This is a genomic window from Mesorhizobium sp. P2_A8, assembly GCF_056404935.1.
The window spans coordinates 388,216-412,530 of the sequence record NZ_JBFUDB010000004.1 but is presented as its reverse complement, the minus strand read 5'-3'; the positions used below and the strand labels follow the sequence as shown (position 1 = coordinate 412,530).

The 24,315-nt window shown below is 62.0% G+C and carries 24 protein-coding genes; 12 read left to right on the top strand and 12 right to left on the bottom strand.

From position 1 onward, the window contains the following. Positions 1 to 27 precede the first annotated feature (27 nt). Positions 28 to 1,392, bottom strand: a complete 1,365-nt coding sequence (locus AC1D10_RS14450) for a leucyl aminopeptidase family protein (RefSeq protein ID WP_477272762.1) — start codon at positions 1,390 to 1,392, stop codon at positions 28 to 30. A gap of 124 nt (positions 1,393 to 1,516) precedes the next feature. On the opposite strand from AC1D10_RS14450, the gene AC1D10_RS14445 reads away from it, so the two are divergent. Next, positions 1,517 to 2,338 (top strand): tetratricopeptide repeat protein, encoded by an 822-nt coding sequence (locus AC1D10_RS14445; protein ID WP_477272760.1) that lies wholly within the window; start codon positions 1,517 to 1,519, stop codon positions 2,336 to 2,338. Between the two features lie 144 nt (positions 2,339 to 2,482). On the opposite strand, the gene AC1D10_RS14440 is transcribed toward AC1D10_RS14445, so the two are convergent. From AC1D10_RS14440 to AC1D10_RS14400, 9 genes are all read right to left on the bottom strand, one after another. Next, on the bottom strand, positions 2,483 to 3,505 hold the full coding sequence (locus tag AC1D10_RS14440; protein ID WP_477272758.1) for a type II secretion system F family protein: 1,023 nt from the start codon (positions 3,503 to 3,505) through the stop codon (positions 2,483 to 2,485). A gap of 9 nt (positions 3,506 to 3,514) precedes the next feature. After that, positions 3,515 to 4,528 (bottom strand): type II secretion system F family protein, encoded by a 1,014-nt coding sequence (locus AC1D10_RS14435; RefSeq protein ID WP_379106987.1) that lies wholly within the window; start codon positions 4,526 to 4,528, stop codon positions 3,515 to 3,517. 20 nt (positions 4,529 to 4,548) lie between these two features. Further along, positions 4,549 to 6,051, bottom strand: a complete 1,503-nt coding sequence (locus AC1D10_RS14430) for a CpaF family protein (RefSeq protein WP_477272755.1) — start codon at positions 6,049 to 6,051, stop codon at positions 4,549 to 4,551. A gap of 29 nt (positions 6,052 to 6,080) precedes the next feature. Further along, positions 6,081 to 7,370, bottom strand: a complete 1,290-nt coding sequence (locus AC1D10_RS14425; protein ID WP_379106983.1) for a CpaE/TadZ family protein — start codon at positions 7,368 to 7,370, stop codon at positions 6,081 to 6,083. Positions 7,371 to 7,408: 38 nt separating this feature from the next. Continuing rightward, entirely contained in the window at positions 7,409 to 8,146 is a 738-nt protein-coding gene (locus AC1D10_RS14420) for a CpaD family pilus assembly protein (protein WP_477272753.1), read from the bottom strand. 14 nt (positions 8,147 to 8,160) lie between these two features. Continuing rightward, the gene (locus AC1D10_RS14415) at positions 8,161 to 9,678 is read right to left on the bottom strand and encodes a type II and III secretion system protein family protein (RefSeq protein ID WP_477272751.1); all 1,518 of its coding nucleotides are present in this window, start codon (positions 9,676 to 9,678) and stop codon (positions 8,161 to 8,163) included. After that, positions 9,675 to 10,490: a Flp pilus assembly protein CpaB gene (gene cpaB / locus AC1D10_RS14410; RefSeq protein WP_477272749.1), complete on the bottom strand. Its 816-nt coding sequence runs from the start codon at positions 10,488 to 10,490 to the stop codon at positions 9,675 to 9,677. The genes AC1D10_RS14415 and cpaB overlap by 4 nt, the downstream gene beginning before the upstream one ends. 215 nt (positions 10,491 to 10,705) lie before the next feature. Continuing rightward, positions 10,706 to 11,224, bottom strand: a complete 519-nt coding sequence (locus tag AC1D10_RS14405) for an A24 family peptidase (RefSeq protein ID WP_477272747.1) — start codon at positions 11,222 to 11,224, stop codon at positions 10,706 to 10,708. Positions 11,225 to 11,401: 177 nt separating this feature from the next. After that, a complete protein-coding gene (locus AC1D10_RS14400) occupies positions 11,402 to 11,578 on the bottom strand; it encodes a Flp family type IVb pilin (RefSeq protein WP_379017606.1) in 177 nt (58 codons plus the stop codon). 323 nt (positions 11,579 to 11,901) lie between these two features. Here AC1D10_RS14400 and AC1D10_RS14395 point away from each other — a divergent pair, with 323 nt between their 5' ends. The 3 genes from AC1D10_RS14395 to AC1D10_RS14385 all read left to right on the top strand — a co-directional run bounded on the left by AC1D10_RS14395 (position 11,902) and on the right by AC1D10_RS14385 (position 13,702). After that, positions 11,902 to 12,324 carry a pilus assembly protein N-terminal domain-containing protein gene (locus AC1D10_RS14395; protein WP_379106972.1) on the top strand — a complete coding sequence of 141 codons (423 nt, stop codon included), beginning with the start codon at positions 11,902 to 11,904 and terminating at the stop codon, positions 12,322 to 12,324. Positions 12,325 to 12,462: 138 nt separating this feature from the next. Continuing rightward, positions 12,463 to 13,044, top strand: a complete 582-nt coding sequence (locus AC1D10_RS14390) for a TadE/TadG family type IV pilus assembly protein (protein WP_477272744.1) — start codon at positions 12,463 to 12,465, stop codon at positions 13,042 to 13,044. Between the two features lie 46 nt (positions 13,045 to 13,090). Beyond that, positions 13,091 to 13,702, top strand: coding sequence for a TadE/TadG family type IV pilus assembly protein (locus AC1D10_RS14385; protein ID WP_477273111.1), 612 nt, complete (start codon positions 13,091 to 13,093; stop codon positions 13,700 to 13,702). A gap of 58 nt (positions 13,703 to 13,760) precedes the next feature. On the opposite strand, the gene AC1D10_RS14380 is transcribed toward AC1D10_RS14385, so the two are convergent. Both AC1D10_RS14380 and AC1D10_RS14375 read right to left on the bottom strand, forming a co-directional pair. Further along, the gene (locus AC1D10_RS14380; protein WP_477272742.1) at positions 13,761 to 14,681 is read right to left on the bottom strand and encodes a phosphate/phosphite/phosphonate ABC transporter substrate-binding protein; all 921 of its coding nucleotides are present in this window, start codon (positions 14,679 to 14,681) and stop codon (positions 13,761 to 13,763) included. After that, complete coding sequence (locus AC1D10_RS14375; protein ID WP_477272740.1) at positions 14,678 to 14,827, bottom strand: hypothetical protein; 150 nt, start codon at positions 14,825 to 14,827, stop codon at positions 14,678 to 14,680. Before AC1D10_RS14375 ends, AC1D10_RS14380 begins: the two co-directional genes overlap by 4 nt. Before the next feature lie 138 nt (positions 14,828 to 14,965). Between AC1D10_RS14375 and AC1D10_RS14370 the strand changes: the two genes are divergently transcribed. The 8 genes from AC1D10_RS14370 to AC1D10_RS14335 all read left to right on the top strand — a co-directional run bounded on the left by AC1D10_RS14370 (position 14,966) and on the right by AC1D10_RS14335 (position 24,315). Continuing rightward, entirely contained in the window at positions 14,966 to 16,207 is a 1,242-nt protein-coding gene (locus AC1D10_RS14370) for a phosphopentomutase (RefSeq protein ID WP_477272738.1), read from the top strand. After that, positions 16,200 to 17,090 (top strand): bifunctional DNA-formamidopyrimidine glycosylase/DNA-(apurinic or apyrimidinic site) lyase, encoded by an 891-nt coding sequence (mutM, locus tag AC1D10_RS14365; protein ID WP_477272736.1) that lies wholly within the window; start codon positions 16,200 to 16,202, stop codon positions 17,088 to 17,090. Before AC1D10_RS14370 ends, mutM begins: the two co-directional genes overlap by 8 nt. A 32-nt stretch (positions 17,091 to 17,122) precedes the next feature. Continuing rightward, on the top strand, positions 17,123 to 17,896 hold the full coding sequence (locus AC1D10_RS14360; RefSeq protein ID WP_477272734.1) for an enoyl-CoA hydratase: 774 nt from the start codon (positions 17,123 to 17,125) through the stop codon (positions 17,894 to 17,896). Positions 17,897 to 18,056: 160 nt separating this feature from the next. Next, positions 18,057 to 18,323, top strand: coding sequence for a 30S ribosomal protein S20 (gene rpsT, locus AC1D10_RS14355; RefSeq protein WP_013533694.1), 267 nt, complete (start codon positions 18,057 to 18,059; stop codon positions 18,321 to 18,323). A gap of 850 nt (positions 18,324 to 19,173) precedes the next feature. Further along, a complete protein-coding gene (dnaA, locus tag AC1D10_RS14350; RefSeq protein WP_477272731.1) occupies positions 19,174 to 20,721 on the top strand; it encodes a chromosomal replication initiator protein DnaA in 1,548 nt (515 codons plus the stop codon). A gap of 305 nt (positions 20,722 to 21,026) precedes the next feature. Then, entirely contained in the window at positions 21,027 to 22,145 is a 1,119-nt protein-coding gene (gene dnaN / locus AC1D10_RS14345; protein ID WP_379106955.1) for a DNA polymerase III subunit beta, read from the top strand. Between the two features lie 176 nt (positions 22,146 to 22,321). Further along, positions 22,322 to 23,461 carry a DNA replication/repair protein RecF gene (gene recF, locus AC1D10_RS14340; protein WP_477272728.1) on the top strand — a complete coding sequence of 380 codons (1,140 nt, stop codon included), beginning with the start codon at positions 22,322 to 22,324 and terminating at the stop codon, positions 23,459 to 23,461. Between the two features lie 98 nt (positions 23,462 to 23,559). After that, complete coding sequence (locus AC1D10_RS14335; RefSeq protein WP_477272726.1) at positions 23,560 to 24,315, top strand: molybdopterin-synthase adenylyltransferase MoeB; 756 nt, start codon at positions 23,560 to 23,562, stop codon at positions 24,313 to 24,315.

Below are 24,315 nucleotides of genomic sequence, written 5' to 3'. Positions count from 1 at the left end.
AGCAATTTGCCGGCTCTGCCGTCGCCATCAGCCAAATCGTTTCGAGATGATCCGCTCCAGCGCGCGGATGCCTTGCGCCTCGCCGCCGGCGGGGCCATGCGGACGGTCGGCGGGGTTCCAGGCGAAGATGTCGAAATGCGCCCAGCCCGCGGTCTTTTCGACAAAACGCTTGAGGAACAGTGCCGCCGTGATCGAGCCGGCGAAACCGTCCGTGGTGACGTTGTTGATGTCGGCGATCTTCGATGACAGTTTTGCATCGTAAGGCCGCCACAACGGCATCCGCCACAGCGGATCTTCGGCCGCGACGGAAGCCGCCGCCAGGTCGGACGCCAGCGCTTCGTCGCCGGTATAGAAGGGTGGCAAATCGGGGCCGAGCGCGACGCGGGCTGCCCCGGTCAGCGTCGCCATATCGACCAGAAGCCGCGGTTCCTCCTCGTCGGCCAGCGCCAGCGCATCGGCCAGCACCAGCCGTCCCTCGGCGTCCGTGTTGCCGATCTCGACGGTGATGCCCTTGCGGCTTGCCAGCACGTCGCCGGGCCGGAAGGCGTTGCCGGCGATCGAATTCTCGACCGCGGGGATGAGCACGCGCAGACGCACGTTCAACTTGGCTGCCATGATTATCGAGGCCAGGCCAAGCACATTGGCCGCGCCGCCCATGTCCTTCTTCATCAACAGCATGCCGGACGACGGCTTTATGTCGAGACCACCAGTGTCGAAACAGACACCCTTGCCGACCAGCGTCACCTTCGGCGCGCCTTGCTGCCCCCATCTCATGTCGATCAGGCGCGGCGCCCCGGTCGACGCGCGACCGACGGCATGGATCATCGGGAAATTCTGGTCGAGGAGATCGTCGCCCTTCACCACCGAGACTTCGGCATTGTGCGTTCCGGCCAAGATCCGCACCGCCTTCTCCAATTCTTCCGGGCCCATATCGCTGGTCGGCGTGTTGACCAGATCGCGTGTCAGGAAGACGCCGTCGGCAATGCGGCGAACGCGCCCGGCATCGACGCCGGCCGGCAAGTCGAAGCGCAGTGCCTTGCCGGATTTCTTGCCGTAACGGGTATAGACATACCCGCCAAGAACCAGCGCGGTTGCTGCCAGTTCCGGCTCGGCCAGCGCCGAGGCGAAATGCCAGTCGCCTTCCGGCAAGGCTTTCGACAACGCGCCGACGGCAAGCGCGCCCTCACCGTCGCCGACACCGAACAAGGCGCCACCGAGCGCGCCGTTTTCGCCGGGCACGACCAGTGTCCTGCCGGCCTCGCCGGAAAAGCCGTTGGCCCTGGCCCAGGCGATGGCGGCTGGCGCAAGACCGGCCGCCTCCAGACCGTCCCTGGCGACCAGATGGACCGGCAGCGCGCCCGGCAATTTCTTCTCGACGAGTTCGACAGGCATTCGATGTTCTCCGTGCGGCGGCCCTGAGTCGCCGTTCTTAACCATCCGTTAGGGTTAACAGAATATTTCTGGGGTAGGGAAGACGGCCACGCAATGGCCGCGCATGAATGGAGGCCCGGTGCCGATGCCGACCAACCGCACGATCAACGTCAGGGGAAAACGGCTCATCACCACGGCCCTCGTGCTGGCGCTCGCGGCAGGTGTCGCCGGCTGCGCAACCGACAAGTTCACCACCGGCTCGATCGGACGCACCAGCGGCAAACCGCTGGAAACCATGTCGGCGGGAGAATTGCACAATGCCACGGGGGCACTTGGCCAATCCTACGCCAGGAACCCCAACGACAAGCGGATAGCGACAAATTATGCGGCGGCATTGCAGATGGACGGCGACGCCGACCAGTCGCTCGCCGTAATGCGCAAGCTGGCGATCGCACTGCCGAAGGATCGTGACGTGCTCGCCGCCTATGGCAAGGCACTGGCCGCCAATGGCCAGTTCGAGGCTGCGCTGGACGCCGTGCGACGCGCTCAGACACCGGAATATCCGGACTGGAGGCTGGTATCGGCGGAAGCGGCCATTCTCGACCAGACCGGCCAGAAGGACGATGCGCGCCAGCTTTACCGCAAGGCGCTCGATCTCAAGCCGAACGAGCCTTCGATACTCTCCAACCTGGGCATGTCCTATGTTCTGGAAGGTGACCTGCGCACCGCCGAAACCTATATGCGCTCCGCCGCGCAGCAGCCGAGTGCGGACAGCCGGGTGCGCCAGAATCTTGCGCTGGTCGTCGGCCTGCAGGGCCGTTTCGACGAAGCCGAGAAGATCGCCTCGCAGGAACTGTCTCCCGATCAGGCGCAGGCAAACGTCGCCTATCTGCGCCAGATGCTGGCCCAGCAGAACGCCTGGAGCCAGCTCAAGGACCAGGACAAGGCAAAGCCCGCGACCAACTAAAGCGCGTCGCGCTGAAAACGGACCAGTCGACGCGCTTAAGCCCGACATGCATTAGACGACAATCCGCAACGACCTTGAAAATGAAGAAGCCGCGCTGCGTTCAGCGCGGCTTCTTCGCATGTCATGCCCGGATGTGCCTCGCCGCTATTGGGAAGTTGGTGCTGCTCCCGAATGATCGCCAAAGATGCCGCGCTGGCTGACCTGAATGCCGGCGGGACCGAGGATGATGGCGAAGAGCACCGGCAGGAAGAACAGGATCATCGGCACGGTGAGCTTCGGCGGCAGGGCGGCGGCCTTCTTCTCGGCGGCATTCATGCGCATGTCGCGGCTTTCGGCGGCAAGCACGCGCAGTGCATGCGCCACCGGCGTGCCGTAACGCTCGGCCTGGACGAGGGCCTGCGACACCGACTTGACCGATTCCAGGCCGGTGCGGCTTGCCAGGTTCTCGTAGGCCTGCTTGCGCTCCTGCAGATAGGAAAGCTCGGCGTTGGTGAGGATGAATTCTTCCGCCAGCGCCACTGATTGGGCGCCGATCTCGTCGGCGACCTTGCGCAGGGCCGCTTCCACAGACATGCCCGATTCGACGCAGATCAGCATCAGATCGAGCGCATCCGGCCATGCCATCTGGATCGACTGCTTGCGCTTGGTAGCGCGGTTGTTGACGTAGACGACCGGGGCGTAGAAGCCGGCATAGGCAACGAGGATGCAAACGAACAGCCTGATGACCAATGGCTTGTCGGGCAATCCTCCGAGTACGAGGATGTAGACTGCGGCGAGCGCGAAACCGACAAAAGGAAGCACGAGACGGAAGAAAAGAAACCGCGTCAGCGGGTTCTGTCCGCGAAACCCGGCCACCTTGAGTTTCTGTAATGTGCCCTCATCGGCGAGCGCGCGCCTCAGATCCAGCCGGTCGACAATGTTGCGCATGCCAACCGACTGCTCCTCGCGCAGGCCCTTGCGACGGCGATCCGCCTCGACGGCAAGCCGGGCGCGCTGCTTGGCACGCAGTTCGTCGCGTTCCAGCGCGACGGTTTTCATGCGTGACTTGAGCTGGTTTCCGCCAAACGCCGGCAGCAAGGTGAAGACCGTCGCAAACACCGCTATGCCGACCAGCAACGCGATCAGGAAGGTCGGATCCGTCAGAGATTTGATGACTTGGTCGGTCATGCGGCGATCCTAGACTTCGAAGTTCATCATCTTGCGCATCACAAAGATGCCGATCGACATCCAGACTGCCGAGCACCCAAGGATCAGGTGTCCAACGCTGGTGACGAACAGCGGCATCAGGTAGCTCGGGCTCGACAGGTAGACGAGAAACGCGACGATGAAAGGCAGCGCACCGATGATGGCGGCGGACGCTTTCGCTTCCATCGACAGGGCCTGGACCTTGGCTTTCATCTTCTTGCGATCGCGGAGCACGCGCGAAAGGTTGCCCAGCGCCTCGGATAGATTGCCACCGGCCTGCGACTGAATCTGGATGACGATGCCGAAGAAGCTTGCCTCCGTGCAAGGCATGGTTTCGGGCATGCGCAACGTCGCATCGGGAATCGACAGGCCCATCTGCTGGGAATCGACGATACGGCGAAATTCGGTCTTCACCGGTTCGGGAGATTCGTTGGCGATCAGGCGCACGGCGTCGTTCAGCGGCAGGCCAGATTTGACGGCACGCACGATGATGTCGAGCGCGTTTGGAAATTCGTTGAGGAATGCCTTGACGCGGCGGGCGCGACGAAACGAGACGAACCAGCGCGGCAGGCCGAGCGCGCCGGCCAGCAGCACACCCGGCAACACGATCAGCGGCGCTCCTGCCACAAAGACAGCCATCGTCAAAGCGAGGCCGCATATGGCGGAGTATACATAGAAGCGCTCGACTGTGGTCTTCAGGCCGGCCTGACGAAGCTGGGCTTTCAGCGGTGGTTTCTTGACCGCGCTGTCCTTGGTTTTCTGCTTTGCGTCGAGCTCGTTCAGCGAATCCTGAACCGATTTGCGCCGCTTGACGGCTTCCGCCGCGCGGTCGCGCGAGGCCTTGACGACAGAGCGATCCGTCTCGGCGGTCTTGATCGTTTCAAGGCGCTTGCCGACCTGTTTCTCGTTGCTGATCCGGGTGAACAGAAATGCATAGGCGACCGCGCCGGCGCTGAAGCCGGCGAGCACGACAAACGCCAGTACTGTGCCGTCAAATCCAAACATTGGCCAGAACCCTCACGCCGTCAGTCAGCGCGTTTCTCCATCGCCTCGAGCGCAGTGGCGAGGCGCTGCTCCTCGCCATAATAACGAGCCCGGTCCCAGAAATGCGGACGACCGATGCCGGTCGATACATGCTCTCCCAGCAGCCGGCCATTGGCGTCCTCGCCCTTGATATTGTAGAGGACGATATCCTGCGTAATGATGACGTCGCCCTCCATTCCGATCACCTCTGTGATGTGGGTGATACGTCGCGATCCATCGCGCAGGCGCGCCGCCTGGATGATCACGTCGATAGAGCCGACAACGATTTCGCGCACGGTCTTCTGCGGCAGTGAATAACCGCCCATGGCGATCATGGATTCGATACGGTTCAGGCATTCGCGCGGGCTGTTCGAGTGGATCGTTCCCATCGAGCCGTCATGGCCGGTGTTCATCGCCTGCAGAAGATCGAACACCTCGGGTCCGCGCACTTCGCCGACGATGATGCGCTCGGGCCGCATGCGCAGGCAGTTCTTGACCAGGTCGCGCATCGTCACCTCACCCTCGCCCTCCAGATTGGGCGGGCGGGTTTCGAGGCGCACGACATGCGGCTGCTGCAATTGCAGCTCGGCCGAGTCCTCGCAGGTGATGACGCGCTCCTCGCGGTCGATATAATTGGTCAGGCAGTTGAGCAACGTCGTCTTGCCCGAGCCGGTACCGCCCGAGATGACGATGTTGCAGCGAACACGACTGATGATCTTGAGAACTTCGGCTCCCTGCGGTGAAATGGCGCCGAACTTGACCAGCTGATCGAGGGTCAGCTTGTCCTTCTTGAATTTGCGGATGGTGAGCGTGGCACCGTCGATGGAGAGCGGCGGCGCGATGACGTTGACGCGGGAGCCGTCGGGAAGACGCGCGTCGCAGATCGGGCTGGATTCGTCGACACGGCGGCCAACCTGGCTGACGATGCGCTGGCAGATGTTGAGGAGTTGCTGGTTGTCACGAAAGCGGATGCCGGTCTGTTCGACCTTGCCGTTGACTTCGATGTAGACGTTCTTGGAGCCGTTGACCATGATGTCGGCGATGTCGTCACGCGCGAGCAACGGCTCGAGCGGCCCATAGCCGAGCACATCGTTGCAGATATCCTCGAGCAGTTCTTCCTGCTCGGCGATCGTCATCGCGAAATTCTTGATCGCGATGATGTCGTTGACGATGTCGCGGATTTCCTCGCGTGCGCTTTCGGGATCGAGCTTGGAGAGCTGCGACAGGTCGATCGTGTCGATGAGTGCGGAGAAAACCTGGCTCTTGGTGTCGTAGTAGGTTTCGCTCTTTTCGCGCTGGATCCGCTTCGGCTCCGGCACCGATGGCGGAGCCTCGATCGCGCGCCGCGCCGGCGGCGCGACAGGTGCGCTGGGCGCAGCCGCAGGCCGGGCCAGAACCGCCGTATCCGCAGAACTTGCGGCCGCCGGTGCAACAGGCGCCGGTGCTGGCTGGCGAAACTCCGGCGTGAACCGGCTTCCGTCGTCGCTGCCTCTTTTACCAAACATGATCTGCTACCGATTCCACCGCTGAAACGTCACTTCTTGCTGCGCGAGAGCTTGCCAAGCAGATTGCCAAGCCCGGCTTTCTTCTTGGTCTTGATTTCACTGCGACCGGTCAGCACATGCGCGATTTCATTGATCATTGCGACAACCGAGTTCTTGGCATCCATTTCGCCAAGCATGCGCCCGTTGTTGGCGGCATTGCCGAACAGCAATGGGTCAAAGCCAATGACCGACATCGGCGTCAGGCCGAGCGGCTCGGCGAAATCGGACGGTGAAATCTCCGGGCGCTTGGGCACGCCGGCCTGGTTGATGATCAGCTTCGGCGGCGGGTCGTTGGGACGAAGTCGCTTCAACATGTCGACCAGGTTCTTGGTGTTGCGCAGATTGGCCAGTTCCGGCGTTGCCGTGATGACGATCTCGTCGGCCTTGACCAGGGTGTTCTTGGTCCAGCCCGTCCAGGCATGGGGAACATCGAGCACCAGCAGCGGCACGCTGCGCTGGGCAGTGTCGATGAGCTGCGTGAAGGCCTCGGGATCGAAGTCGTAGACTCGTTCGAGCGTCGAAGGTGCCGCCAGCAGCGACAGGTGTTCGGCGCACTGGGTCAGCAGCCGGTCGAGATAGACTTCATCGATGCGCTCCGGCGAAAACACCGCCTCGGCGATACCTTGCGCCGGATCCTGGTCGAAATTGATGTTGGCCGTGCCGAAAGCGAGATCGAGATCGGCGACGACCACCTCGGATTTGAACAGGGAGGACATCGCCCAGGCCACATTGTGGGCAATCGTCGAGGAGCCGACACCACCCTTGGCGCCGACAAAGGCGATCGAGCGGCCGAGCGGCTCGGCTTCCGGATCAATGAAAATCGACGACACCACACTGACGATGTCAGCCATCGACACTGGTGCGATTACATATTCGGAAATGCCGGAGCGGATGAGCTCGCGGTAGAGACCGACATCATTGTAGTGACCGATCACCACCACCTTCGAGGTCGGATCGCAGTATTCCGAGAGCTGGGCAAGTTGCTCCAGCAGTTGCTTCGGCTCGCTGCGCGATTCCAGCAGGATCAGGTTGGGCGTTGGCGCCGACTGGTAGAATTCGATGGCGGTGGGGACGCCGCCCATGTGGACCTTGAGATGCGCCTTCGTCATGCGGCGATCCTCGCCGGCGCGTTCGACCGGATTGGCAACGCCCTCGGTCTCGCAGAATGCCTGGATCGAGATGCGCGGAATGGGCCGCAGTGCCTGCATCGCGGCGATGTCCTGCTGCGAGGTATCGCTGCCATCCACCGGGGCGTCGTAGGCGAGGTTGCTCATCGTCATGCTCTTTCCCGTGGCCTGTTCTATCCGAGACTGGCGGCTCAGTACGTCACTTCCGAATTGCCGAGGAACTCGTCCGAAATGCCTCTTGCGCGGTAGACATCGATCACCGCGCCGCGATTTTCGGCATCGATGGTGGATGGCTTGCGCGGACCGAGCAGATCGGCCGGGTTGGCCATCTGTGCGGCAAGATTGTTCTGATAGGAGCAGCCGAAGTCGGCATAGTGCTTGTTTTCCGCCGTATCGACCAGGTCATCTGGCCAACGCCCGCATTTGTCGGTCTGGGCTCGCACCGCGACATAGGCGACGCGAACCGGCGAGGAGATCTCGACCGAGGCGGCCTGATAGGAGGTGACGACGATCCGGTTGCGCTTGACACCGGCGGCGACCGCGAGCCGGGCAAAATCGCGAGCAGCTGCCGTCGCGGCGACCTCGTTGGCCGATCCGCTCGGGACCTGGATGGTCAGCGTCGGGGCGGCACTCTTGTCATAGCCGTCGAGGAAGCCCAGAAGCGTGTCGCGCTGCGATCCGGTCATGCCGCGATCGCCGGCGCCGACAGGCAGGTCGATCTTCTGGTTCTTCTCCGCGATCACGATCGGATGATTGGTGCGATAGTCGTCCGGAATGGCGCCGACGGTGATGCTGTCGCGCTGGGCGCAGCCGGCCAGCAACGCCGCCACCGCAACCGCCAGGACCGGTGCGGCGCGTCCGCAGATCCGCGAACGGCCAAGGCGCATCGTGGTGGCGATGGTGCTTGCCTTCAATGCTGACTGAGACATGTCCGCTTCCCCGCTTACTTGTAGATGAAGCCGACAACGCCGTGGTAACGGCCGTTGGGCTTGTCGGTCTGCATGGTGCCGTAGACGCGATTGACCCGGCCAAGGAACATGGCGGCGCCGTCGCTGGCGGCGTTGAAATTGTCGTCCGGCTTGGCGAGGTCGTTGCGTGCCACCGGCTTCACCAGATAGGGCGTGATGATGATGACGAGCTCGGTCTCGTTGCGCACGAAATCCCTGCTGCGGAAGAGCGCGCCGAGCACCGGGATCTTGGTCAGCCCGGGCAATCCGTTGACGGCTTGCCTGACATCGTCGCGAACCAGGCCGGCGATCATCATGGAGCCACCAGAGGGCAATTCCACCGTCGTGTCGGCAAGGCGCTTGCGCAGCGACAGGGCATTCATGCCGGGACTCGTCACACCTGAGGAGAGCGACACGGATCCCTCGGTTGTCGGCTCGGAAACCGAGGTTCTGACTTTCAGGCTTATGCGGCCAGGAGACAACACAACCGGCTGGAATTCCAGGCCAATGCCGTACTCGATCTTGTCGATGGTATAGTTCTTCAGACCGGTCTGGTTGTCGGTGGATACGTTCTCGGAGACGCTGCTCACCATGTTGTATTCACCACCGACCTTGAAGGTCGCCTTCTCGCCGGATACGGCGGTCAAGGTCGGCTCGGCCAAGGTCTTCATGACCCCGGACTGCTCCATGGCGTTGATATAGGACTGCAGGCCCGAGGCGCCGATCGTGAAGCCCGAATTCGACAGCTGCTTGCCAAGGCCGGTGAAATTGTCGCTGAGCGCGCCGTAGCTGATGCCGTTGCTGCCGCCGCTGCCGACCATATTGACGCCGAGCTGCTTCATCACCGAGCGGCTGACTTCGGCGACCGTCACCTTCAGCGTGACCTGATCGTCGCCGATGATCTGCAGCAGGTTGACGATCTTGCTGGTGCGGCGCTCCTGGTCGGGGTTGTTGATGTCGACACCGCTCTGAGCCGAACCGCCGGCCGCGGTCTGCGAATATTGCCCCGTCGTCGCTTCACCGCCCGAGACGAAGATCGTCGCCAGGTCGACCGCGCGCTTTGCGTCCAGCGGCGTGTCGACCGTTCCAGTCAGGACGACGTTGTCATTCAGCAGTTCCACCTTGATGGTGGACGTCGGGATGAAGCGCTTGATATAGTCTTCAAGGCCGGCAACGTCGCGTTCGACGGCCAGATCCAGACTGACGATCTGCTCGCCATTCGGACCGAAGACAAAGATGTTCGTCTCGCCGACCGCCTTGCCGAACAGGTAGATACGCCTTGCGGTGCGGGTCACCGCGTCGGCGACCGCCGGGTTGGCGACGAGAATGTCGTAGGCATCGCTCGGCAGGTCGATGACCACCGACTTGTTGAGACCAAGCTTGACGCGCTGGGTGGCCGTCGATGCGGTGACCTGTGCGTTCTTTGCCTCGACAACGCCTTGCAGATTCGTTCCGACGAGCAGCAGGCCGAATGCCGCGGCCACGATTGCCGGCAGTTTACCACTTAGCCTCATTTCCTTGCCCCTACTTCGGAAACTTCGCCCGACTTGATCAGCCTCACCGTTCCCCTGCGGCCATTGCCGGAAACGAGATAGTCGGCCTCACCCAGATTCTTTTCCTGGGTGTCCGCGACCGCCCGCAGCGCCAGTGTCAGGCGATCCGCCATCTGCTGGGCAACCGTGATGATCTCTGCCTGACGCGGTGTCAGTTCCAGCGTGGCGGTCTGGCCCACCCTGGTCTTTTTGCCTTCCTCGTCCTCCTGAATGGTCTGGTCGATTGCCAGGACGCGGATGTTCTTGAGGATGGTTTCGGTGTTGAAATTGGTGGCGCCGCCGGCGGTGGCTTCGGCCCTGCGTGTCATGATGACATCGACGAAATCGTTCGGAAGAATGAAGCCGCCGGCCGACGTGTCAGCCGAGATGGCCGTGGCGACCGCCCGCATGCCGGAAGGCAGGATCGACGACATGAAGCTCTGCCCCTCGCCAATCAGCTTGGAACGCCGCAGAGGCTCTCCGGCGTACATTGCCACGCGGGCAACGGAACCCTTCAGCTTGTCCAGCGCTTCGGGCTCGGCGGTGCGGGTGATGAAATTCGCGTTGATGCCGTCTGCGGGCCAGGATTGCCAGGCGATGTTGTTCTCGAGCGGGTTGCCCATCGGAACGTCGCCCGAAAGTACTAGCACATCCTGCAGAGCCACCGCCGGCGCCTGCGGGCCGGAATCGACGACGATCTGGGGCGGCGGTGCGACCATGTTTTTCGCGACATAACCGGCACCACCCGCGGCGGCTACCGCCACGCTCAGAATTATCAACCGCGATGCTGGCATCTGTCCGAACCCTTGCCCTGGCAAACCACGTAGCCAAGCCGGACTTTGCAGCGGCAATCGTCAAAACAAGGTTAATGTAATGCTTACGATCGTGATTAATTTAAGGTTTACATAAATTAGCCGGAATGTGGCCAGACCGGCCCAAATGGCCGGCGCGGCCTTGTTGAAAGCCGGCCGCGGTCATGCTGATGAGATAAAAAGAAATCACGTCGTGCTCAGGTCGCCAGCCTTGCCAGCGCCCACACCATCAAAGGCGAATCCGGATAGGTCAGCAACCCGCCAAGGCCAAGTGCGATGCCGTAGGGAACGCCATTTGCCTCATCGGCGAAATGGCGCAGAAACGGATTTCGGCCGGTGACGGCCGCAAGCATCGACTTGCGATAGAGGATGATAGCGAGCGTCAGCAGGCCACCGAGGATTGTCGATGCCACAACATACTCGACGAGATGGACATTGAGACCCATCCACATCGCGGTGGCGGCCAGCAGCTTGGCGTCGCCGCCGCCCATGCCACCCATTGCGAACAGACCGAACGTCACCGCCAGGACCAGGGCGCCGGCGGCGAAATGCCCGCCATAGGTCGCCCACTCCATACCGGTCAGCGGCGCAACCAGCGCGAAAACGACGACAAGCAGGACCGGCACGCGATTGGCGATCGTCATCGACAACATGTCGGAGATCGCGGCAAACAGCATGCAGAACGGAAAGACGACGAAGATCAGGGCTTCAAGCATCGGCGCTATGCCTATTGTCCGATTTCACGGGGCTCAATCTAGACATGTTCGATTAACGATTGATGAGGCCCGGAATGAAAAGACGACTGATAATGATATTGGCAGCGGCATAGAAAAAGGGCCGCCAGGTGGCGGCCCTTTTCCAGAAGGCAATAGTGCGCCCAGCAATACGGCAGATTAGCTGCCGCTGCTGTTCAAGGTGTTGCCGATAAGGGTGAACTTGCCGTTGATTGCATTGCCGAGCGCGCCGGCGCCAGTGATGATGGCGAGCGCGATGAGAGCGGCGATCAGACCATATTCAATAGCGGTCGCGCCGGATTCGTCCTTCACAAAACGTGCGATGAGATTAGACATTTGAGAGCTCCTACTCCACGTGTTACAGCACTTCCGTCAACTTCTGTGATGGTTGATCGGATGCTGCCAATCTAGGGAGAAGCTCTTTCGATCGGCTTAATAAACAGCCTTACCGATTCCTTTCCCGGTTCGAACATATTGCGTGGTTAACCTCTGACTAAGTGCTGCCGGCCCTTCCGTTTTCTCGGGTCGATGGTGGGGCCCGCACTTGCGCCTGCAATCATGTTGGCTCCCCGCAGCTTCGGCCAGGGTGCCCGCTTAACCGTTGGTTCACCAATCTCGTTCATGTTCCGTTGATCAGTCTGCTTGCGTGGAGCGCCTCAATGGCCCAGCCGAGATCGTCAATCCTGATTGCCGCGCTTCTTGCCGCCACGGCCTTCGTCGCGCCCGCCATGGCCGGCGCCGGCATCGAGGTCACGATGAACCAGGCCAAGATCGTCAAGCTGTCGCGCCCCGCCGATACGATCGTGGTCGGCAATCCGGCAATCGCCGACGCTTCCGTACAGGACGCCTCGACGATCGTGCTGACCGGCAAGGGTTTTGGTGTCACCAATCTGGTCGTGCTCGATACGGACGGCAGCCCGATTGTCGACGAGCAGGTTACCGTCGTGCGGCAGGCCGCCTCGTCCGTGCGTATTTATCGGCGCGCCGAAATACAGACCATGTCCTGCACACCTTATTGCGAAAGCTCCTACAAGAGCGATGCGGAGAAATCCTCCGAGGCCGAGATGAATGCCAGCCGATAGGATGGCGCGGTGGAATGCCGTTCAGGTTATCGGCTGGTTAAGACGCCAACGCCGACTTTAACGATCATTCAAACCGGGCCTCAATTGGTTTGCGCTAATGCTCCGTCCGAGACCGCATAGAGATCGGCAGGATCAGACATGAGCAAGGAATTCGGCTCGGCAGATGAGCACAAGGCGAGACGCCCAAGGTTTTTTGCCCGCTTCCTTCGCGACCGGCGCGGCAGCACGGCAATCGAATTCGGAATCCTTGCAATTCCATTCGCGCTGCTTGTCTTTGCCATTCTGGAAAGCTGCATCTCATTTGCCGGCCAGGAAGTGATGGCCAACATCACCGATGATGTCGCGCGCCAGCTGCGCACCGGCCAGTTGAGGCCGTCCGACGTCGCCGGAACCAGTTTGAGGGACAAGATCTGCGACAAACTGGAGATCATCGTCTCCCAGGATTGCCCCAATCTGCTGATGGTGGATCTCCGCCAATATGCGACGTTCGCCGCCGCGGCCTCGGCCGGCTTCAAGATCCAGAACGGTGAGGTCATCCTGACGAACGGCGCCACCACACAGTCCTTTACTGTTGCGCCGGGTCCGGCGGAATCGAGGAACATGCTGCGGGTCTTTTACAAATGGCCGATCATGACCGATCTGTTGGCGCAGTCCATGGGCGGCAACAAGACCCTGCATTTCGCATCGGTGACCTGGCAGAACGAGCCGTTCGACAATTGAGTTCGAGGCGGGTTCACGAGCAGTACAAGAAAAAAGGGCAATGGGCATGATGCGTGCGGGGGCACATCTCAGGACTACAGGAATTTGGCGGAAAGCAATCCGGTTCTGGTCCGACCGCCGTGGTATCGCGGCAGTCGAATTCGCCTTGATCATGCCTCTTCTGCTGATCATGTATTTCGTGACCATGGAGGCGTCTCAGGCCATCGAGACCAGCAAGAAGGTCAGTCGTATCGGCAGTATGGTGGCTGATCTGATCACGCAGCAGCCAACCATCGTCAAGGCGGATATCGACGCCATCATGCAGATCGGCACCGTCACCCTTCAGCCCTACAACCGCTCGACGCCGAGCATCACCGTGACGGCAATTCAAGTCACGACCGACGCAACGCCGCTGGTGCAGGTGGTGTGGTCGCGCAAGCTGGTCAATGGCGTCGCCAGCGCTGGCCCTACCACCACCACGGTTCCGACAACACTCAGGGTCGGCGGCACCTTCCTTATCCGCGTCGACAGCAATCTCGGCTACACGCCGGTCATCACATGGTCGGCGGGCAGCCAGCAGAAGCTTGGATTGACCTCGGCTTTCAACAACATATCGATGGGCGAAACCTATTATCTGCGTCCCCGCCGGAGCGTGACGATCCCTTGCAGCGACTGCTGAACCGAGGCCGCCAGGCGGTTCATCGCTTCACGGAAACGCAGAACCGAAGCGCGTCACGTTACTGCTGCGACCCACTGCCCGAGATGAAGCGCACGACCGAAGCGGCCGTCTCGTAGTCTTTGGGCGTCACGACGGCGAAGCCACCGGAATGCTTCGCTTCCAGGAGGTCGTAGACATCTGGCGTCATCGACTTGAGGTTGGTTAGGAACACGGTGAGCCGGCGCTTGGCTTCAGGGTCGAGATCGCTGCGGACCGCGTGGGGGCCATATCTCAGCAGGCCCGACGTCCATACGACCTGAAGTGCCGCCGCCGAAAGCCCTGCCGCTTCGAGCCTTGCCTGCGTGCCCGATGCTTCCGGCCGGCCGTCGGCAGCGGCCGTCACCCAGCCGAACAGGCCATCGGCCTTGCCATCGACCAGCATCGTTTCCGCCGCAGCGGCCGAATCGGCATGGACCAGAAACGGTGCATCTTCCGCAATCTTGCGGCCTTCCGCGGCCAACGCCGCCAATGGCAAGAGAGAACCGCCGACGCTGTCTGAAGGCGCCATTGCGATGCGATGGCCCGCCAATGCCGCCAGATCAGGCAGCTTGCCGTCCCGGGTCAGCAGAACGGAGCGGATGCCGATGGCGCCGTCAAAATCGACCGGAGCGACGAGCGGCTCGATACATCCGCAGCGTTGCGACGCTGTTGCATAGGCAGTCGCCGAATAGATTGCGTATTCGATGCGGGCGTTGGCCTGCGCCTCGATCAGCGCTGCATAGTCGCGGGCAACGACGAACTCGACCTTCATGCCCAGGGCCTTGGTGTAGGCATCGGTCAAACGTGCCAGCCCTGGAACGGTGTTGCCGGCGCCTGGCTCGGCAACAATGCCAATGCGAAACGTGCCGATATCATCGCGCCAGTCGGCATGCGCCGGATTGGACCAGAGCGCGCCCTGCACCAGCAAGAGAGCGGCATACGCCTTCAAGGCAACCCTCATGACAGAACCGCCGTCTGCTTTCCTCGATCCATGCCCATGCCCGGCGCATCGTTGCGACACGCATTCTCTATTTGTGCCGTTTTGTGCATGTCGTTATCCCAAAACCGCTGCGCACTTTTGGGCGACATCCATTCTCTGTTGTGCATGTCGTTTATCCCAAAACCGCTGCGCACTTTTGGGCGACATCCACTAGACTATCACGCCTGGCCGTTGCCGTTTGGTTTCCGAATTGCCAATGAAGTCGCGGAACCCTATGTCTGGTCGTTCAAACTGGCAACAATTCGATGGCGCGCGCTTTCCTCTTCGTTCTGGACTCCTTCGGCATCGGCGGCGCGGCCGACGCCGAGCGCTACGGCGACGCCGGCGCCAATACATTCGCGCACATCGCGGAAGCCTGCGCCGAAGGCCGCGCGGATAGCGAAGGGCTTCGCAGCGGACCGTTGTTTGTCCCCTACATGGGATCGCTCGGGCTTGGCAAGGCTGCCGAAACCGCCACTGGACTGGGCTTCGCAAGCAGCGGGACGGATCTGCTCGCCACCGCCTTCCACGGCGCGGCGCAAGAGGTTTCGAGCGGCAAGGACACGCCGTCGGGCCATTGGGAAATCGCCGGCCTGCCGGTGCTTTTCGACTGGGGCTATTTCCCGGATACGGTTCCTGCCTTTCCGGCAGCGCTGACCGAGGCGATCATCCGCGAGGGCAAGGTGCCGGGCATTCTCGGCAACTGTCACGCGCCGGGCACCGAAATCATCGAGCGGTTCGGCGAAGAGCACATCCGTACCGGCAAACCGATCTGCTACACGTCGGTCGACTCGGTCCTGCAAATCGCCGCGCATGAAGCCCATTTCGGCCTCGAGCGGCTGTATGAATTCTGCAAGGTGGTGCGCAGGCTGGTTGACCCGCTGAGGATCGGGAGGGTGATTGCGCGGCCGTTCGTCGGGGAAACCACCGCTACCTTCGAGCGAACCTACAACCGTCATGACTACGCCGTACCGCCGCCGGAGCCGACCCTGCTCGATCGGCTGACGGCGCGTGGCAGCCGCGTCATCGCCGTCGGTAAGATCGGCGACATCTTCGCCCATCGCGGAATTTCGCAAGTGCGCAAGGGGGCAGGCAACATGGCCATGTTCGACGAGGCGCTGGGCGCGATGGATGATGCTGACAACGGCGACCTCGTCTTCGCCAATTTCGTCGACTTCGACACGGAATTCGGGCATCGCCGTGACGTCGCCGGCTATGCCGCGGCACTCGAAGCCTTCGACCTGCGACTGCCGGAGGCATTTGCAAGGCTGCGGCAGGGCGATCTTCTCATCCTGACGGCCGATCACGGCAACGATCCGACATGGCGCGGTACCGACCATACGCGTGAACGCATTCCGGTGATCGGTACCGGACCGGGTTTCACGGGCGGCGACATCGGGCTGAGGACGACATTCGCCGACATCGGTGAAACCGTGGCCGAGCATCTTGGGTTGGCGCGCGGCCGTCACGGCACGTCTTTCTATACAGCGATTGGCGGCCATGCCTGAATTGCCGGAGGTCGAAACGGTCCGGCGCGGGCTGCAGCCGGTTCTGGAAGGTGCCACCATCACCCGTGTGGAGGCGCGCCGACCGGATCTGCGCTTTCCATTTCCCGAGAAATTCTCGCAGCGGCTGACCGGCAAGACGGTCACCGCGCTCGGCCGCCGGGCCAAGTATCTGACGATGGACCTTGAAGGCGGTCCGATGCTGATCTGCCATCTCGGCATGTCAGGTTCATTCCGCATCGAGACCGCGGATGGCAGCGACATGCCGGGCGTCTTCCAGCACGACCGCTCGAAGAGCTCCAGTCACGACCACGTCGTCTTCCATGTCGTATCGCCGGCCGGCGCCAGTTCCCGCGTGATCTTCAATGATCCGCGCCGCTTCGGCTTCATGTTGTTTGCCGAGGGGCCGCCGGACGTCCATCCGATGCTGGCCGGGCTCGGCGTCGAGCCAACGGGCAACACATTGGACGGCGCGCTGCTTGCCTCATTGATGAAAGGGCGGCGATCACCGTTGAAGGCAGCGCTTCTCGACCAGAGACTGATCGCCGGGCTCGGCAATATTTATGTGTCGGAGGCGCTATGGCGCGCCAGCCTGTCGCCGCTGCGCGAGGCGGGCACGATCGCAAAGCCCGGCAAGAAGGCCCAGGCCCAAAGCGAACGCCTCGCCGAGGCCATTCGCTCGGTGATATCAGATGCGATCGCGGCCGGCGGATCCTCGCTCAGGGACTATATGCAGACCGATGGGTCGCTGGGCTACTTCCAGCATTCCTTCGCCGTCTACGACCGTGAGGGCGAGCCTTGCTCGAAACCCGGCTGCAGCGGCCACATCGAGCGGATCGTGCAGAGCGGGCGATCGACCTTCTATTGCCGGACATGTCAGCGGTAAGCTAGACGATGGCACAGTGAGGAGAAGCAGTCATGGCCTATGAGACGATCATCACCGAGACGCGCGGCAAGGTCGGGCTTATCACGCTGAACAGGCCGCAGGCGCTCAATGCGCTGAACTCCCAGATTCTGGCCGAACTGGTGGCGGCCGTGAATGGCTTCGGCGCCGATGCCGGCATCGGCGCCATGGTCATCACCGGTTCCGAAAAGGCTTTCGCCGCAGGCGCCGACATCAAGGAGATGCAGTCGATCTCCTATGCCGACGCCTTTCTGCAGGACTTCTTCGTCGGCTGGGAAGAGTTTACGCGGGCGCGGAAGCCCGTCATCGCGGCGGTGGCCGGCTATGCGCTTGGCGGCGGCTGCGAACTGGCGATGATGTGCGATTTCATCATTGCCGCCGACACGGCCAAATTCGGCCAACCCGAAATCACACTCGGCGTTATTCCAGGCATGGGCGGGTCGCAACGGCTGACCCGCTTCGTCGGCAAGTCGAAAGCGATGGACATGTGCCTGACCGGGCGGATGATGGATGCAGCGGAAGCCGAGCGTTCGGGCCTGGTGTCGCGGGTCGTGCCTGCCGGCGAACTCGTCGAGGAGGCGCTGAAGGCGGCAGCCAAGATCGCCGACTTCTCGATGCCATCGGTGATGATGGCGAAGGAAGCTGTCAATCGCGCCTTCGAGACGACCCTTGCCGAGGGATTGCGGTTCGAGCGCCGACTGTTCCACTCGCTGTTCGCACTCGATGACCAGAAGGAAGGCATGGCGGCCTTCGCCGAGAAGCGGAAGCCGAATTTCACCAACCGTTGACGTCAGTCGGATGGCCGCCAAAAAGAAGGCCGGGCAGCGTTGACGCGCCGGAAAAGCTGAACTATAAGCCGCACCAACCGAGGCGGCCCCGTGGCTGCCCGTTTGTTTTTTGCGCCCTGCGGCATCCCGCATGCGCCCACCAGATCAGAAGAGAGGCATCATGGCCAATACATCCTCGGCCAAAAAGGCAACGCGCAAGATCGTACGCCGCGCAGCGATCAACAAGAACCGCCGCTCGCGCGTCCGCACCTATATCCGTCAGGTCGAAGAGGCACTTGCCTCCGGTGACAAGGCTGCCGCGCAGGCTGCCTTCAAGATCGCGGAGCCGGAATTGATGCGCGCCGCAACCAAGGGCGTGATCCACAAGAACACGGCGTCCCGCAAGGTGTCGCGACTGGCCCAGCGGGTTAAGGTACTGTCTGCCTGACATCCCTTTCCTGGACTGACGTTCTTCGAACCCGGCCGATTGTGCCGGGTTTTTTCTTTTGCCGGCAAGTACTTAAAAAGAATACTCGGAAACGGCGCCCAACGCGGATTTCACGGTTCGAAATGCTTTGCCGGCACAGCCATGCTGGTTGATCGCCGGTATCCCTGAAAAGGGTTCTCCGGAAAAAACTCGACACTCATAAATAACGTCTATTTTTCAGATAGTTACAGACAGTCATCCACAGCTTGTTCACATCGAGCCGGAGCGATGGGGGACAAGTGGCTGTCAAGCGAATTATTTCATAAAATTTCAACCCGTGCCGGCTTTTTCATATTCGCCGGAAAAGAGTTTGAATCACAATGGCTTTGTTAAAATGTGCCGTTGCGGCACGCCACCCGAACCGGCCTCCAGTAACCAGATTCCTTAAAAATCAGTTAGTCCCGCCCTTGCCCTATCCACAGCGATTTCGGTAATGTCGGTCTATCGAAAGGGACGGGCTCCGGCCCTTAACCCAGCCTGAAACGGCCAGCTTAAATTGGCGGGATTTGCGACGCGGATCAAGTCCGTGGACGGGCTTGGTTTGTCTTTTTCGATACGGTAGGGGACGGGCGTAACTAGACATGGCAGGTAGACGGCGCGCCGGCGCACTTTTCGCCGGACGGTGTTGTATTGCCCTGACATACCCAACGCGGACTGGCTTCGATGGGCCGGTACCGGTTTCCCCCCGATATTGGCGATGTCATCTGCCGGCGGCGGCAGCAGGCATCGTAGCGAAGGCGCAGGTGCCGGAACACGGATGCAGGAGGCGCATCCCCGGTGGAAACAGGTACGGAAGGACAAGGAAAAGACAATGCAGAGCGGCATCGAACGGGAGCTTACGGGCGACCTCCCATTTCCTGGAACTTTGATCGGAGCAAACGACATGGTGGTCTCCAGCGACGCGGAACAGAGATTCGACAGGGTCAAGACCCAGTTGAAGGCGCGTCTGGGAACCGAAGTTTACTCGAGCTGGTTCGGCCGCATGAAGGTCGCGGAGGCTTCCAAGGGCATCATCCGCATCTCGGTGCCCACCGCCTTCCTGCGCTCATGGATCAACGGTCACTATCTCGACCTCATCTCCGAGCTGTGGAAGCAGGAGGATCCCGATCTCCTCAAGATCGAGATCGTCGTGCGCACGGCGACGCGCCAGGGGCGCAGCCAGGCCGAGCCGGAAGTAATCCCTGCGCGAGCCAAGATGACGCGGCAGACGCAGACGGCGCTCGCCGCCGGCACCGTCAGCCCCGGCCGGACAGAGCGTGCCCCGGCTCCGCGTCCGGGCACACCGGTCGAGAGCGAATTCCGGCACAATGTGCTCGGCTCGCCGCTTGATCCGCGCTACACATTCGGCTCCTTCATCGAGGGACCGTCGAACCGGGTGGCCTTCGCCGCCGCCAAGGCAGTGGCGGAATCGCAATCGAGCGCAGTGCGCTTCAATCCGCTTTTCCTTCACGCAACCGTCGGGCTCGGCAAAACACACCTGTTGCAGGCGATCGCCGCGGAATCGCTGAAGCAGAACCCCAAGTCGCGCGTCGTCTATCTCACGGCCGAGTATTTCATGTGGCGCTTTGCCACCGCGATCCGTGACAACAATGCGCTGACGCTCAAGGAACAGCTGCGCGACATCGACCTGCTCATCATCGACGACATGCAGTTCCTGCAGGGCAAGTCGATCCAGCATGAATTCTGCCATCTGATCAACATGTTGCTCGACAGCGCCAAGCAAGTCGTCGTTGCCGCCGACCGGCCGCCTTCGGAACTGGAATCGCTCGAACCGCGGGTCCGCTCGCGGCTCAATGGCGGGGTCGCGCTTGAAATGTCGGCGCCCGATTTCGTCATGCGCCTTGGCATGCTCAAACTGCGCCTTGCCACTGCCAGGGTCGATGACGCATCGCTCAATATTTCGGAGGAGATCCTCAATCACGTCGCCCGCACCGTGACCGGCAGCGGACGCGAGCTGGAAGGCGCCTTCAATCAGCTGCTGTTTCGCCAGTCCTTCGAACCGCAGATCACCATCGATCGGATCGACGAGATCCTCGGCCACATCTATCGCACCGGCGAGCCGAAACGGGTCCGCATCGAGGACATCCAGCGCATCGTCGCGCGCCACTACAACGTGTCGAAAACCGAGTTGCTGTCCAACCGGCGCACGCGCACCATCGTCAAGCCGCGGCAGGTCGCCATGTACCTGTCGAAAGTGATGACACCGCGCTCGCTGCCCGAGATCGGACGCCGTTTCGGCGGCCGCGATCACACCACGGTTCTGCACGCCGTGCGCAAGATCGAGGACCTTTCCGGCAACGACAACACGCTGGCACAGGAGCTTGAGCTCTTGAGGCGGTTGATCAACGACCAGGCCTGACCGACCTGGGGAAGACCGAACCGGAACAGCACCGGAATTCAAGGACTTGCTGGTGCGACCCTGGATCTTGAATGGGCTCGTGGCGGCGTCTGGCAGCGATCCGAATTTCGGTTTTACGACATCGGCTCGCGGACTTCATGGCCTTTATCCCCAGAAAGCCCGCGTAGCCGGACCGAACCGGTGGCGCGGGCTTGCGTTTGCTGGTTTTTTCCTGTCAGTTTACGCAGATTCTGAGCCTGTTCAGACCTTTCGCGGGGCACCGCTTACTGGTGACCCGTCATTCATTCAAGCGAGCCTGTTTCGTCATGCGTGTTATCCTGGAACGGTCAAATCTCCTCAAGTCGCTCAACCACGTCCACCGTGTGGTCGAGCGGCGCAACACCATACCGATCCTGTCCAACGTGCTGCTCAGCGCCGAGGGCGCCAGCCTCGAAATGAAGGCGACCGACCTCGACCTCGAGGTGACGGAAGCAACGCCGGCCAAGGTGGAGCGCGGCGGGGCGACGACGGTTCCGGCACATCTGCTCTACGACATCGTGCGCAAGCTCGCCGATGGCGCCGAGGTGATGCTGAAGACGGACGAGGACGGCAACGCCATGACGGTGACGTCCGGCCGTTCGAGCTTCCGCCTCCAGTGCCTGCCGCAATCCGACTTCCCCGAGCTTTCGGCCGGATCCTTCTCGCATATCTTCCGTCTCGACTCGGTTGCCCTGAAAGGCCTGATCGAAAAGACCCAGTTCGCCATCTCCACCGAAGAGACGCGCTATTATCTGAACGGCATCTACCTGCACACGCATGAGGTCGGCGGCAAGCTGAAGCTGCGCTCGGTGGCGACCGACGGCCACCGTCTGGCGCGCGCCGAGATCGACGCGCCAGCGGGGTCCGAGGGCATGCCCGGGATCATCATTCCGCGCAAGACGGTGAGCGAGCTGCAGAAGCTGGTCGACGATCCGGATGTCGCGGTCACCACGGAACTGTCGGACACCAAGATCCGTTTCACCATCGGCAGCGTGGTTTTGACCTCGAAGCTGATCGACGGCACCTTCCCGGACTATCAGCGGGTCATTCCGACCGGCAACGACAAGCGGCTGATCATCGACCGCCAGAGTTTCGCTGCCGCCGTCGATCGCGTCTCGACCATCTCTTCCGAACGCGGCCGGGCGGTGAAGCTTTCGATCAGCGAGGGTCAGGTGACGCTTGCGGTCAACAATCCGGATTCAGGCAGCGCCACCGAGGAACTGGCCGCCGACTATTCGTCCGATCCGATCGAGATCGGCTTCAACGCCAAGTACCTGCTCGACGTTGCCGCGCAGCTGACCGGCACGGAAGCCAAATTCATGCTGGCCGACGCCGGTTCGCCGACGCTGATCCACGACATGGCCGACGAGACCGCGCTCTACGTGCTGATGCCGATGCGGGTGTAGCCGACGCTGCGTCATCAATCCGGCTCCGCGACAGGATGGGCGGAAGGATGGTTTCGGCGACTTCCAGAGCAATTCCAGCGTGAAACGGGTTTTCGTCCGGAATTGCATCAAAACAAGGAGATAGAGCGGTTCAACGTTTCCATGAAACGACGAACCGCCCTATAGGCGGATAGCGGTTGCCGGCACAGACTCACATAAGTAAGCTTACGCTTACTAACTTCCGCAACTACGCGGGGCTAGCGATCGACCTGGCGCCGGGTGCCGTGGTTTTTTCCGGCGACAACGGCGCCGGCAAGACGAACCTCCTCGAAGCGATCTCCTTGCTGACGCCAGGGCGGGGCTTGCGCCGCGCGCCTTACGCGGATGTCGCGCGCGAGGGCGGCGACGGCGGCTTTGCCCTGCACGCGCGGCTCGACGGTCCCGACGGCCATGTCGAGATCGGTACGGGCATTTCGGGTGGCGACAGTGTCGGCGAAGGCGGCAGGCGAGTGCGTATCAACGGGGCTTCTGCGCGTTCGGCCGAGGACATGCTGGAATGGCTGCGCGTGGTGTGGCTGACACCGGCGATGGACGCGCTGTTCACCGGCCCGGCCGCAGATCGCCGGCGCTTTCTCGACCGGCTGGTGCTGGCGATCGACCCCGGCCACGGCCAGCGTGCGATCGACTACGAGAAGGCTATGCGTGGCCGTAACCGATTGCTTACCGAAGGATCCCGAGACGACCGCTGGTTCGACGCGATCGAGACACAAATGGCCGAAACCGGCGTGGCGATTGCTGCCGCACGCGCCGAGATGGTGCGCCTGCTGGCCGCGATGATCGACAAGCTGCCCGATACCGGACCGTTTCCGCAGGCCGATATCGGCCTTTCGGGTGACCTGGAGGCGGAGGTCGCCAGCGCGCCGGCAGTCGATGTCGAGGAGCGGTTCCGCCAAACGCTTGCCGACGGCCGTGACCGCGACCGCGCCGCCGGGCGCACGCTCGACGGCCCGCACCGTTCGGACCTGGTGGTTCGGCACCGTCCCAAGGCGATGCCGGCCGAACTCTGCTCGACAGGCGAGCAGAAGGCGCTGCTGGTCGGCATCGTGCTGTCGCACGCCCGGCTGACCGGCGAGATGTCCGGCATGACACCAATCCTGCTGCTTGACGAAATCGCTGCGCATCTCGACGGCGGGCGGCGCGCGGCGCTGTTCTCCATCCTCGAGGACTTGAACTGCCAGGCGTTCATGACCGGAACCGATGCGGCGCTGTTTTCCAGTCTCAAGGGGCGTGCGCAGTTCCTGACTGTCGACCACGGCACGGTTGGGCCAACGGACTGATCTTTGCCTATGCATGTCGTTGCCGCAAACCGCTTCACACTTTTGGGCGACATGCATTGGCTCCTGACAAGGTTTTTCAGCCACGATATGGTCCGGCAATGACCGCAGCCGCCCTGACCGCCGACGAGATCGAACGCTATGCCCGCCACATCGTGCTGCCCGAGGTCGGCGGCGCCGGCCAGCAGAGACTGAAACAGGCGCGGGTTCTGGTCATCGGCGCCGGCGGGCTGGGCGCGCCGGTGCTCGAATATCTTGCCGCCGCCGGCGTCGGCACGCTCGGCGTTGTCGACGATGACACGGTTTCGCTGTCCAATCTGCAGCGCCAGGTCATTCACGCCACCGACACTGTCGGCATGCTGAAAACCGATAGTGCCAAGGCGGCAATCGCGCGCATCAACCCCAACTCCATTGTCGAGACGCATCCATTCCGGCTGAGCACTGACAACGCTCCTGCCCTCGTCGCCCGTTATGACATTGTCGTCGACGGTTCCGACAATTTCGAAACCCGCTATGCCGTTGCCGACGCCTGCGCGAGCGAAAGGAGACCGCTGGTGCATGCCGCCGTCGGACGCTTCGACGGCTCGGTGACCGTGCTGAAGCCATTCGAAGACGGCAAGGACGGCAGGCCCAATCCGGGCTATCGCGATCTGTTTCCGGAATCGCCGCCACCTGGCCTGGTGCCATCCTGTGCCGAGGCCGGGGTGCTTGGAGCCCTGACCGGCGTCGTCGGCACGCTGCAGGCGATGGAGGCGATCAAGCTGATCACCGGCATTGGCGAGCCGCTGGTCGGCCGGCTGCTGCTCTATGATGCGCTGGCCGCGCGCTTCGAGACCATCCGCTACAAGAGAAACTGA